This is a genomic window from Flavobacterium bizetiae (assembly GCF_024271895.1).
In the GTDB taxonomy this organism is placed as follows: domain Bacteria; phylum Bacteroidota; class Bacteroidia; order Flavobacteriales; family Flavobacteriaceae; genus Flavobacterium; species Flavobacterium bizetiae.
In genome coordinates this window covers 4,594,496-4,606,938 of sequence record NZ_CP091861.1, presented here as the reverse complement: position 1 = coordinate 4,606,938, position 12,443 = coordinate 4,594,496, and the positions used below count along the sequence as shown (strand labels likewise).

Here is a 12,443-nt window from a genome sequence, read left to right as displayed (position 1 = left end):
GAAAAATGAAAAAATTAGTAATATTTATAGTAATTCTGGCAACGACATTTAATTCTTGTTCAGATTTTATAGAGGAAGATAATCTTGCTTTTGGTTCAGCAGAACAATATTTTCTTACTTCTGCCGGGTTTGAATCGTTGGTCAATACAAATTATGCAGCCTTAAAAGATATTTATGGTGGTGATCCGTGGTTGTTTGAAGCAGGAACAGATATGTATTCTGAAGGAAGAAATCAGGAACCGGAAGGATTGGCGAAATATTTAACCTTGTCGTCATCTTCTGCAGGAGTTGATTTATTGTACAGAACTTGTTACATGGCCATTCAACAAGCCAATAAGGGGATTTATTATTCAACTCTTACAGAGAAAACAAGCACATTAGATACAAGAGTAGGTGAACTTAAATTTTTAAGAGCAAATGCTTACTTTCTATTAGTTCAGACTTATGGAGGTGTGCCGGTAGTATTAGAAAATTTTAACAGTGCCGTAACTTCTTTTGACAGAAATACAGCCGAACAAGTTTATGCACAAATTTTTAAAGATCTTAACGAAGCACTTCCGGCAGTTGCAGCAGGTGCTTATACAGGAAGAGTAAATAAAAGAGCCGTTCAGGATTTATTGGCAAAAGTATATCTGACTAAAGGATACGAAACTTTTGGAACACCAGCAGATTTTACTACTGCAGCAACTTTGGCAGATCAGGTAATTGCAGGACAGGCACTAAATGTTTCTTTTGAAGATGTTGTAAAACCGGGTAATGAAATGAATGCTGAGACGATATTTTCGGTTCAGTTTTCTATAGCTTCTAATGCAACGGGAACAACTGCTCTTGGAAATTCTCAAAACTATTGGTTTGGTCCTTATTTAGGTGCCGCAGCTGCAGGAAATCCTTATCCTAACAGAAGTTATACACTTTGTCCAACTGTTTATGCATTGTCATTATATGAAAAAGGAGATAAACGTTGGGAAAGTACTTTTATGACAGAAATTTTTGCCAGATACTATGATTATTATACTGCTACAGCAGATAAATCAGCTTCGAAAGTAAGTCATTTTTATGAGCCAAAATGGTTTACTCTGGCAGAGAGAGCGGCTTATATAGCATCTCATACCAATTTGGGTAAAATTACTGCTCCATCAACAGTACCGGCAGGGTATCATATTTGGGGATCTTATTCTTCATCAGCTCCTTCAGGTGGAGATTACAACCTAATTCCGGTTCGTAAGTTTGATGATCCTAATGCTCCGTACAGTGGTGCAACAAGTGCCAATTACAATACAACGCCAATTACAGCTGCAACAAACAGAAGCAGCACTCGCGATTTTATCATCTCCAGACTTGGAGAAACCTATTTAATTGCTGCCGAAGCTTATTTCAAAGCAGGTCAGCCTTCGATTGCAGCAGCACGTTTAAATGAGGTAAGAAGAAGAGCCGGTGGAGGTGTAGTAGGAGCAATTCCGGTAGTAACAACAGTGGATATCAATACGATCTTAGACGAAAGAGGAAGAGAATTATTGGGTGAATACCACCGCTGGTTCGATTTAAAACGTACAGGAACATTAGTAGACAGAACTGTTTTATACAATCCAAAAGTTACAACTGCTAATGCTTTTCTTGGGGCAAATGGTCAGCAAAAGATTTTAAGACCAATACCACAATCGGCATTAGATTTAAATAGAAATAAAGATTTCCCTCAAAATCCTGGTTATTAGTAATTTTATAATCCCTGAGGTTATGTTTTTTTGAAGAAGTTAAGAGGAGTTCGGTCATGAATCGGACTCCTTTCTTAACGAAATAATAGTTTACCTGAAATGAAAAGAATGTTGTTTGTTTTATTGCTTTTTTCGCAAGGTATTATAGCACAAAACCGCTATAATATTGATACGTCGTATACGGTAAAAAGCACTTATGATAAACTCATAAAAAAATATCCTTTTATAAAAATAGCGGAGGCGAATAAAGGGGTAAATGATACTCAGATTGAAAATATAGTGTACTACAAGGAGAAGTACAGAACATTACATTTAGATGCCTTTCTTAGTAAAAATAAAAAGAAAAATCCGGGTATAATCATGATTCATGGTGGTGGATGGAGATCCGGCAATAAAAAACAAATGCAGGTTTTAGCACAGGAAATAACCGCAAAAGGATATTCTTGTTTTGCAATTGAATACAGATTATCGCTCGAGGCAAAATATCCGCAGGCGATTTATGATGTAAAAAACGCGATTAAATTTATAAAAAATAATGCAAAAAGATTCAGAGTAGATCCAGACAAAATTGCCGTTTTAGGATGCTCTTCGGGAGGTCAAATGGCAGCTTTGATTGGTACAACAAATGAAGATTTAGGTTTTGAAGATACGTCATACAAAAGTAAATCTTCTTCGAAAGTGCAGGCAATTATCGATATAGATGGAATTTTAGCTTTTAAACATCCGGAATCAAACGAAGGAGAAATGGCCGCTTTTTGGCTCAACGGAACTTATCAGGAAAATCCGGAAAATTGGAAACAAGCATCGGCTTTAAGTCATACGAATAAAAATACGCCGCCAATTCTGTTTATAAACAGCAGTTTTGAAAGGTTTCACGCAGGAAGAGACGATATGATTACCATTTTAAATCAGAATAAGATTTATAATGAAGTAAAAACAATTCAGGATTCACCTCATTCCTTTTGGTTTTTTCAGCCCTGGTTTGACGAAACGGTACAATATACCACACAATTTTTAGACAGAATATTCAAATAATTATAATAAAAATGAAAACAAAAATCACATTAGCAACCTTATTTTTAGTTGGAGTTACAGCGGTTAATGCTCAAAAATACGACATTAAAACGGCCAAAACATACGCCGAAATATCTGCGAAAACTGATGGTAAATGGGAAGGACGTAAATATATTGGAGGGACTGTTTTTAAAAATGTAGATCGCTTAAAATTGGCTCCTGAACATACAGATCATTCTTTTGATATTCGTTACGAAGGCCCGGGCTGGGAGAGTAACCGCATTGGATATCGTTTGTATCTGGACTGGAGAAATGCAATTGATATTTTTGGAAAGAAAACTTCGGCAAACATTTTACCACTCGTTGGTCAGGATAATTTTGATTCGTATCATGAGATGAGCGATTGGGGAGCTGATATTCTTAAAGCCGGAAAAGGAATCGGAATTGGGTCGATAGATCGTTATTTAACCGGTGAAAAATTACACTTCCGTGAAGTAGACTCAACCATTGCAACTGTAGCCAACAAAACAACCGAGTCGGGTGTAAAAGTGAATTATTACGGATGGAAAACCGCTTCGGATAAAATTGATTTTACATCAGTATTAACGATAAAACCAGATCAGCTTTATACGCAACATACCATTCAGGCATCAAAAGAAATTAAAGGAATTTGTACCGGAATTGTAAAGCAAAAAAATGCCGAATTGCTTAAAAAAGAAAGTAAAAATAAAAAATGGGCGTATTTAGCAACTTACGGTGAGCAATCATTAGTGCCGGATAAATTAGGAATGGCTATTTTTTATCAAACCAATACTATCGAAAATGTTGAAGATACAGCTTTAGACTATCTTTTGGTTTTTAAACCCACTACAAAAGCAACTTCTTTTTACTTTTTAGGCGCTTGGGAACAGGAACCAAATGGTATTAAAACAAAAGAAGAATTTGTGAAGTACTTAGATCAGAAATTAGAAGTATTGAACAAGAAAGGGAAGATGTAAAGATTGAAGAGAATATAGAATAAAGAGGAAAGAGGAAAGAATAAAGAGGAAAGGAAAATTTGCCAAAAATCTGCTTGATCTGCTAAATCTGCGAAAAAAAAAATCTTTATAATCTCTGGCAAAAAATATAATGTATGCTTAAATCGACTTTTTTTAAAATAAATCTTATTGTTTTGTTATTGATTATCGGTAATAAAACAATGGCACAAATTACTGAAAAAGCTGTTCTTCCTGACAATTTAAAATGGGCAGAGAGAACGGCACTTACTATTTTGAATACTTATCCTAAAGCTTCACAAATCGACGGAACTAAAAAGCCAAAATGGGATTATAAAATGGGATTGGTTTTGTTTGCTTTTGAAAAATTATATCAAAAAACAAACGACAAAAAATACTTCAATTATATAAAAGAATATGCTGATGAATTGATTGATGCAGAAGGAAGTATTACCGATTATAACATCGCAGATTATAATATTGATTCTGCAAATCCGGGTAAATTATTGTTTAATTTATTGGATCAAACCAAAGACAATCGTTACAAAAAAGTAATAGAACAATTAAGGCATCAAATAGAAACTCAACCCAGAACGGCAAGCGGAGGATTTTGGCACAAACAAATTTATCCCAATCAAATGTGGATTGATGGTTTGTATATGGCAGAACCTTTTTATACGCAATATACAGTGAGGTACGAAAATGGAAAATCGCTGGATGATATTGCCAGACAATTTGAATTGGTACAAAATCATTTGGTAGATCAAAAAACAGGTTTGGTGTATCAGGCGTGGGATGAAAGTAAAGAAATTGCCTGGGCAAATCCCGAAACTGGAACTTCTCCAACCATTTGGGGACGAGGTATAGGATGGTATATGATGGCTTTGGTAGAAACACTGGATTATTATCCAAAGTCAAATCTAAATTATAAAAAGCTGGCAGGTTATTTGAATCAGATTGCAAAAAGCGCAGTAGCACATAAAAGCGCATCAGGTTTATGGTATCAGGTGGCAGATAAACCTGATCTAAAAGATAATTATTTAGAATCTTCTGCTTCGGCAATGATTATTTATAGTTTAGCAAAAGGAGCAGACAAAGGATATTTATCTTCGGCTTATAAAAAAATAGCTCAAAAATCTTTCGACGCTTATCTTGCAGTATTTGTAAAAAAAGATAAAAATGGCGAAATAATAATTTCAAACGTTTCATCGAGTGTAGGTTTAGGAGGAAAACCTTTTCGCGACGGAACAAATGAATATTACACAAATAGTAAAGCAAAAGACAATAGTTCACCCGCTTTAGCAGCATTTTTACTCAGTGCAATAGAATTAAAAAAATAATAAAATTTAAATATATTTTAAAATGAAAAATACTAAAAGACAAAGTTATTTTACATCAGTTGTTTTAGTTTGTTTAATCGCTTTTACAAGTTGCAAAGTGACTTCTCAGGAACCTGCAAAAAAAGAAATTGTAATTTCTAAAAATTTAAAGTGGTCAGATAAAATGGCCTTAACCTTAATGAAACGTCATCCTGAAGCATACATGATTGATGATTCTAAAAAACCGAAATGGGATTATGTTCACGCTTTGGTTTTGCATTCCATAGAAGAATTATACAAAAAAAATCCGGATGAAAGATACAAGACTTACATAAGAGGTTATGTCGATGAATTAGTACAAAACGACGGAACGATTAAGACGTATGAGCTTGACAAATACAATATCGACTTGGTAGTACCTGGGCGTTTGCTTTTTGATATATATGCTGCTTCAAAAGAAGAAAAATATCTAAAGGCAATGCAGTTAGTGCGCAAACAAATTGCTGAACAGCCACGTACGCAAAGCGGAGGATTTTGGCATAAAAAAATCTATCCAAACCAAATGTGGTTAGATGGTTTGTACATGGGAGAACCATTTTATGCACAATATACGCTTACATTCGAAGATGGAAAAAACTTTGATGATATCGCAAAACAGTTTGAAATAATCCAATCGCATGCAACAGATCCTAAAACAGGATTATTATATCATGCCTGGGATGAAAGTAAACAAATGCCCTGGGCAAATAAAGAAACGGGTAATTCACCAAACTTCTGGTCAAGAGCTTTAGGCTGGTACGTTATGGCATTGGTTGATGTTTTAGATTATATGCCAAAAGATCATCCAAAACAAAAAGAATTGGTAAAATACCTGAATAATGCATCGGCTGCTTTGGCAAAATATCAGGATAAATCAGGTTTATGGTATCAGGTAACAGATAAAGGTGGTAAAGAAGGAAATTATCTTGAAGCTTCGGGATCATCAATGTTTGCTTACGCTTTTGCAAAAGGAGCCAATAAAGGATATTTACCTGCAAGCTATAAAAAATTGGCCAACAAAGCTTTTGACGGATTGACTAAAAAACTGATAAAAACAGATGCTGATGGCGGAATTACATTAACACAAGCTTGTCAGGTTGCCGGTTTAGGCGGAACTCCTTATCGTGACGGATCTTACGAATATTATGTAAACGAAAAGAAAAAAGACAATGATCCTAAAGCTACCGGACCATTTATTTTGGCTGCTTTAGAGTTGAATAGATAGTTTATAAATTATAAATTATGAATGTTTGTTTTATTGTCTTGCTGAGCGAAGTCGAAGCATCGCATAGAAACGCGTAAAAAGTAAAGAGAAGATCTAACAGGTTTTTAAAACCTGTTAGGTCTAATTATAAGTATAATATAAAAAAATGAAAAACATAAAAATCGTCATTCTTTTCCTTTTCGTTTTTTCTTTTCAGAAGAATACGGCGCAGGTTTGGATACCGGATAATGGAGACGGAACGTATACCAATCCCATAATTCATGCTGATTATTCTGATCCTGATGTGGTGCGTGTAGGAGATGATTTTTATATGACAGCATCGTCTTTTAATTGTATTCCGGGGTTACCCATTTTGCATTCGAAAGATCTTGTCAACTGGAAAATTTTGAGTTATGCTTTGCCAAAACAGCCTCCGTTTGAAATTTTTAATAAAGTACAACACGGCAATGGTGTTTGGGCGCCAAGTATTACTTTTCATAATGATGAATTTTATATTTATTATCCTGATCCTGATTTTGGAATTTATATGATTAAAGCCCAAAAAGCAGAAGGACCATGGTCTGAACCTTTGTTGGTAAAAGCAGGAACAGGGCTTATAGATCCAAGTCCGTTATGGGATGAGGACGGAAAAGTATATCTCGTTCATGCCTTTGCCGGAAGCCGTGCACAAATTAAAAGCCTGATCGTAGTTTGCAGCATGAATGCCGAAGGTACAATTGCGAATAATGACGAAGTGATGGTAATTGACGGACATGAAAGTGAAGGTACCATTGAAGGATCTAAATTTTATAAACGAAATGGGTATTACTATATTTTTGCTCCTGCCGGAGGTGTTTCTACTGGTTGGCAAACTGTTTTAAGATCAAAAAATGTGTACGGACCTTATGAAAAGAAAAAAGTTCTGGAGCAGGGAAAAACCGCTATAAACGGTCCGCATCAGGGAGCTTGGGTACAAACACAAACGGGAGAAGATTGGTTCATTCATTTTCAGGATAAAGGAGCTTACGGAAGAATCGTGCATTTGCAGCCTATGAAATGGGAAAAAGACTGGCCGGTGATGGGACAGGATTTTGATAAAAACGGAATTGGAGAACCGGTTACTACTTTTAAGAAACCAAATGTAGGCAAGAAATATCCAATAGAAACTCCTGCAGAATCAGATGAGTTTAATGAAACTAAATTGGGTTTACAATGGCAATGGCAGGCTAATTCTCAGATTAATTGGGGATTTTCGACAAGTTTAGGATATCTTAATCTATTTTGTCTACCGACTATAAAAGACAATCAGAAGATTTTTGATGCTCCTAATTTATTACTTCAAAAATTTCCAGCCGAAGAGTTTACCGTAACCACTAAACTGACTTTTAATACAAGGTTAAATGGCGAATCGACAGGTCTTATTATAATGGGATTGGATTATAGTTATTTGAATTTTAAAAATGATAACGGAAAGCTATATTTGAATCAGAAAACGGGAACTTTCGATAAAAAAGTTTCAGAGACAGAAACCACTCCGGTTGTACTATCAAACACTACCATTTATTTGCGTGTTCGGGTTAAAAAAGGAGGTGTTTGTAGTTTCTTTTATAGTGTAGACGATAAAAAATACCAGTCAATCGGAGCCGATTTTGTTGCTAAAGAAGGAAAATGGATTGGCGCCAAAGTTGGTCTTTTTGCCTTGAGCGAAAAAGGAACAAACGATTCGGGAAATGTTGCAGTAGATTGGTTTAAAGTGACAAAATAAGATGCAGAGGTTCAAAGTGACAAAGGGGCAAAGGTTCAAAGAAATAAAATAAGCTTAAAATGATTCAATTAAAAAAATATATAGTATTAGTGTTGTTTAGTATTTGCTTTGCTGTAAATGCTCAAAATACATATAAAAACTGGCCGGATATTATTCGTAAAAACGATGCAAGTTGGTTTGGTACCGATGAAGCAAAAAAAATAGCGGAGAATGTTTTATTGTATCAGAGAGACATTGGCGGATGGCCAAAAAATATCCAGATGCAGGAAGAGTTAACTCCGCAGCAAAAAAAGGATTTATTGGCACTTAAAAAGTCAACAAAAGAGATTACTACAGACAATAGTGCAACTTGTCAGGAAATGCTTTTTATGTCTAAAATATATGCTCAGGTTAAGGACGAGCGATATAAAGAATCATTTTTAAAAGGTTTGAATTATTTGTTTGATGCACAATATAGTAATGGTGGCTGGCCTCAGTTTTATCCGTTAAAAAAAGGCTATTATACACACATTACTTACAATGACGATTCGATGGTGAATATCTTAACTATCATGAAACATGTAAGTGACGAAAGTGATTTTTACAGCATAAAACCATCTAAGGAAATTGTCGAAAAAGCGAAGAAATCATTCGATAAAGGAATCGATTGTATTCTAAAAACACAATACAAGCAAAATGGAGTTTTAACCGCATGGTGCGCACAACATGACGAAGTTACTTTTGCTCCGGCAAACGCAAGAGCTTTTGAGCTGGCATCGTTAAGTGGTTACGAATCTGCTAAAATTGTGTTGCTTTTAATGTCTGTAGAAAAACCTTCACCAGAAATAATTACAGCCATAAAAAGTGCTCAGACATGGTTCGAAAAAACAAAAATCACAAATCTTGAAGAGCAACGCATTACAAACGATGCCGGAAAAATTATAGATAAAAAAATGATTGTTACTCCAAATGCGGCACCAATCTGGGCAAGATTTATGGAGTTGGATAACAATGAACCTTTTTTTTGTGACCGTGACGGAATTAAAAGAAAATCGATTGATGAGATTGGCGCAGAGCGTAGAAATGGTTATTCCTGGTATACTGATGCACCAAAAGAAGTATTAAAAAAATTTCCGGTTTGGGCAGGCAAAAACGGAGTAAAACTTACATCAGCAGAGACTTCGGATAAAAAAAAAGATAATTACTATACTGTTGCTTTAGACGGTTCAGGTGATTTTACAAAAATTCAGGATGCTATAAATGCTTGTCCCTCTTTTCCGTATGAAAAAGTGACCGTGTTTGTTAAGAACGGAATTTATAATGAAAAAGTGAGAATTCCGGAATGGAATACTCATGTAGCACTTGTTGGAGAAAGTAAAGAAAATACCATTATTAGTTTTGATGACAATTTTTCGAAAATAAATACAGGACGAAATAGTACTTTTTTCACTTATACCGTTTTGGTTGAAGGAGATGATTTTTCGGCTTCGAATATAACGTTTAAAAATGCATCGGGAGATAATGGTCAGGCTATTGCACTTTCTGTGGTAGCAAATCGGGCTAAGGTTGTAAATTGTAATATTTTGGGCAACCAGGACACTTTGTATTTGTCCGGAAAAAATGCCAAACAATATTTTAAAGACTGTTTTATCGAAGGTACAACCGATTTTATTTTTGGAAGTGCCACTGCATTATTCGAAAATTGTGAAATTCACAGTATCAAAAACTCTTATATAACTGCAGCTTCAACGCCTCAGGATACCACTTTTGGATTTGTTTTTAAAAGCTGTAAACTTACGGCTGAACCAGCTGCAATGGCAGTTTATTTAGGAAGACCATGGCGTATTTATGCTAAAACGGTATACATCAATTGCGATATGGGAAATCATATCAGACCCGAAGGCTGGCACAACTGGTCGAAACCGGAAGCCGAAAAAAGCGCTTTTTATGCAGAATACAATGGAAAAGGCGAAGGTTTTCAGCCCACAAAAAGAGTGGTTTGGTCACATCAGCTTTCAAAGAAAGAAGCCGAAAAATATGCAATAGAAAATATCTTAAAAGATTCGATTTCTAATTGGTATTCAAACTAAGCCCCTGAGGTACTGAGATACTAAGTTGCTAAGCTTTTAAAATTTAAGTATTAATCTTAGAAACTAAAAAAGACATATATGAAATATTTACTTTTTTTATTGATTTCCTACACTTCTTTTGCGCAAAACAACGAGTTTCCATCAGCAAAAGCAGAGGCTATTGTCAATAGAATTCAGCTTCCTGTAATTCCTTCATACCAAATAAATGTATTGAAATTAGGTGCCAAAGGAGATGCTGTGAGCAATAACAAAGCTGCATTTGACAAAGCTATGGCATTGTGTAAAAAGAATAACGGAGGAACTATTATAGTACCAAAAGGAACTTATAAAATTAATGGACCAATTCATTTTGTAAGCAACGTAAACCTTAAAATAGAAAAGGGAGCAAAAATAAAATTCAGTGATAAACCAGAAGACTATTTACCCATGGTTTTAACCAGTTGGGAAGGGACAATGCTGTATAATTACAGTCCGTTAATTTATGCTTACGGATGTTCGAATGTTGCTATAACCGGCGAAGGAACAATTGATGGAGAAGGAGGGAAGACCTGGAAAATTTTTAAAGCCAAAGAAACAGAAGGAAAGAATTTAAGCCGTGATATGAATCATAATAACACCCCTATTAAGGACAGGAAATTTGGAGAAGGCTATTTTTTACGTCCGCAAATGATTCAGTTTTTTAATTGCAAAAACATTTTGGTAGAAAATATCAGGATAGAAAATTCTCCTTTTTGGTGTTTGCATTTGCTAAAATCAGAAAGCATTACAGTTCGTGGAGTGAGTTACCAATCATTAAATCATAATAACGATGGTATTGATCCTGAATATGCGAAAGATGTTCTAATAGAAAATGTGACCTTTGATAATGGCGATGATAATGTAGCGATTAAAGCAGGACGAGATCACGAAGGACGAGCAAATTCGGCCACGCCAAGTGAAAATATTGTGATTAGGAATTGTAATTTCAAAGGGCTTCATGGCGTTGTAATAGGCAGCGAAATGTCGGCGGGAGTTCAAAATGTTTTTGTAGAAAATTGTAAAACTGTTGGTTACCTAAAAAGAGGGATTTATTTGAAAACCAATGCAGACAGAGGCGGTTTTATAAAGAATGTTTTTGTCAGGAATATTCAGCTTGATGAGGTCGAAGACTGTTTGTACATGACAGCAAATTATCATGGAGAGGGAAAAGGATACCAATCTGAGATTTCAAACATACATTTTTCGAACATTAGCTGCAATAAAGCGTCAGAATCAGGAATTGTAATTCAGGGATTTCCGGAGAAAAAGATTCAGAACATTTCTTTTAAGAATATAGAAATCAAAGAAGCAAAAAATGCCCTTTCGAATGAAAATGCAGAGAATGTTTTAATGACCGATGTTTTTATAGGAAAGAGAGCAGGAGTGCCTTCGGCAGCGAAATAAGTTCAGCATTTTTTGTGTAAGCGAATCAATTTGTCCTCCTGAGCGTAGTCGAAGGACTTGTTGGCTATAAAGGTCTTCGACTGCGCTCAGACTGACATTGTTGATATTAAAATAAAACCAAATGAAAAAATACATATTATTAGCATTATTAATTTCTACAGTAAGTTTCGCGCAAAAAACTACGCTATACACCATTGGAGACTCAACAATGGCCAATAAAAAAAATCCGGACAAAAATCCTGAACATGGATGGGCGCAAGTTTTACAACCGTTTTTTAAGGATGATATTGTGGTTGTAAATAAGGCTGTAAATGGGCGAAGCACCAAAAGTTTTATCAATGAAAAACGTTGGGATTCTATTTATAAAAAACTTAAAAAAGGCGATTATGTTTTTATTGAATTTGGCCATAACGACGAAAAAATAGAAGATTCGACCCGATATACAAATCCGCATACGAGTTATCGCTATAACCTAATCAGGTTTGTAAAAGAAAGCCGTGAAAAAGGCGCAATACCAATATTATTGAGTTCTATAGCAAGGCGTAATTTTAATGAAAAAGGAGTATTGGTACCTACTCATGGCGATTATCCTTTAGAAACACGAATGGTGGCACAGGAATATAACGTTCCTTTTATTGATCTGGAATATTACACAGAATTACTGGAACAATCCTATGGACCTGAACAATCAAAGCAATTGCATTTGCATTTTAAAGCGGGTGAAAATGCTTATTATGATAAAGATAAAGCAGATGATACACATCTTTCCTTAAAAGGCGCTACCGAAATTGCTCAAATTGTTGTAAATCAGATAAAGCTTTTTAAAGATTCTTCTTTACAAAGACTTCAAAAAGGAATAAAATGACATTTATTGTAAAGATGTCCTAAGTTGTGATTTTAAAAC

Annotated in this window: 9 protein-coding genes; all 9 read left to right on the top strand. The window is 35.0% G+C overall.

Going from position 1 to position 12,443, the window contains the following annotated elements:
- Nucleotides 1–5: 5 nt before the first annotated feature.
- The 9 genes from L0669_RS19115 to L0669_RS19075 all read left to right on the top strand — a co-directional run bounded on the left by L0669_RS19115 (nucleotide 6) and on the right by L0669_RS19075 (nucleotide 12,404).
- Nucleotides 6–1,712 (top strand): RagB/SusD family nutrient uptake outer membrane protein, encoded by a 1,707-nt coding sequence (locus tag L0669_RS19115; RefSeq protein WP_263759448.1) that lies wholly within the window; start codon nucleotides 6–8, stop codon nucleotides 1,710–1,712.
- Nucleotides 1,713–1,811: 99 nt separating this feature from the next.
- Nucleotides 1,812–2,747: an alpha/beta hydrolase gene (locus tag L0669_RS19110; protein ID WP_263759446.1), complete on the top strand. Its 936-nt coding sequence runs from the start codon at nucleotides 1,812–1,814 to the stop codon at nucleotides 2,745–2,747.
- 11 nt (nucleotides 2,748–2,758) lie between these two features.
- The gene (locus L0669_RS19105; RefSeq protein ID WP_263759445.1) at nucleotides 2,759–3,724 is read left to right on the top strand and encodes a DUF4861 domain-containing protein; all 966 of its coding nucleotides are present in this window, start codon (nucleotides 2,759–2,761) and stop codon (nucleotides 3,722–3,724) included.
- Nucleotides 3,725–3,924: 200 nt separating this feature from the next.
- Entirely contained in the window at nucleotides 3,925–5,061 is a 1,137-nt protein-coding gene (locus L0669_RS19100) for a glycoside hydrolase family 88/105 protein (RefSeq protein ID WP_263759444.1), read from the top strand.
- 22 nt (nucleotides 5,062–5,083) lie between these two features.
- On the top strand, nucleotides 5,084–6,304 hold the full coding sequence (locus L0669_RS19095; protein WP_263759443.1) for a glycoside hydrolase family 88/105 protein: 1,221 nt from the start codon (nucleotides 5,084–5,086) through the stop codon (nucleotides 6,302–6,304).
- A 145-nt stretch (nucleotides 6,305–6,449) separates the two neighbouring features.
- Complete coding sequence (locus tag L0669_RS19090) at nucleotides 6,450–8,048, top strand: glycoside hydrolase family 43 protein (protein ID WP_263759441.1); 1,599 nt, start codon at nucleotides 6,450–6,452, stop codon at nucleotides 8,046–8,048.
- A 59-nt stretch (nucleotides 8,049–8,107) separates the two neighbouring features.
- Complete coding sequence (pelA, locus tag L0669_RS19085; RefSeq protein WP_263759440.1) at nucleotides 8,108–10,117, top strand: pectate lyase; 2,010 nt, start codon at nucleotides 8,108–8,110, stop codon at nucleotides 10,115–10,117.
- A gap of 78 nt (nucleotides 10,118–10,195) precedes the next feature.
- Complete coding sequence (locus L0669_RS19080; RefSeq protein ID WP_263759439.1) at nucleotides 10,196–11,539, top strand: glycoside hydrolase family 28 protein; 1,344 nt, start codon at nucleotides 10,196–10,198, stop codon at nucleotides 11,537–11,539.
- 121 nt (nucleotides 11,540–11,660) lie between these two features.
- Nucleotides 11,661–12,404, top strand: coding sequence for a rhamnogalacturonan acetylesterase (locus L0669_RS19075; RefSeq protein ID WP_263759437.1), 744 nt, complete (start codon nucleotides 11,661–11,663; stop codon nucleotides 12,402–12,404).
- Nucleotides 12,405–12,443: the final 39 nt, after the last annotated feature.

What these genes read in the sequence shown, in the direction of transcription:
- L0669_RS19115 (WP_263759448.1), top strand. Translation starts at nt 6, where the DNA reads ATGAAAAAATTAGTAATATTTATAGTAATTCTGGCAACGACATTTAAT.
- L0669_RS19110 (WP_263759446.1), top strand. Translation starts at nt 1,812, where the DNA reads ATGAAAAGAATGTTGTTTGTTTTATTGCTTTTTTCGCAAGGTATTATA.
- L0669_RS19105 (WP_263759445.1), top strand. Translation starts at nt 2,759, where the DNA reads ATGAAAACAAAAATCACATTAGCAACCTTATTTTTAGTTGGAGTTACA.
- L0669_RS19100 (WP_263759444.1), top strand. Translation starts at nt 3,925, where the DNA reads ATGGCACAAATTACTGAAAAAGCTGTTCTTCCTGACAATTTAAAATGG.
- L0669_RS19095 (WP_263759443.1), top strand. Translation starts at nt 5,084, where the DNA reads ATGAAAAATACTAAAAGACAAAGTTATTTTACATCAGTTGTTTTAGTT.
- L0669_RS19090 (WP_263759441.1), top strand. Translation starts at nt 6,450, where the DNA reads ATGAAAAACATAAAAATCGTCATTCTTTTCCTTTTCGTTTTTTCTTTT.
- pelA (WP_263759440.1), top strand. Translation starts at nt 8,108, where the DNA reads ATGATTCAATTAAAAAAATATATAGTATTAGTGTTGTTTAGTATTTGC.
- L0669_RS19080 (WP_263759439.1), top strand. Translation starts at nt 10,196, where the DNA reads ATGAAATATTTACTTTTTTTATTGATTTCCTACACTTCTTTTGCGCAA.
- L0669_RS19075 (WP_263759437.1), top strand. Translation starts at nt 11,661, where the DNA reads ATGAAAAAATACATATTATTAGCATTATTAATTTCTACAGTAAGTTTC.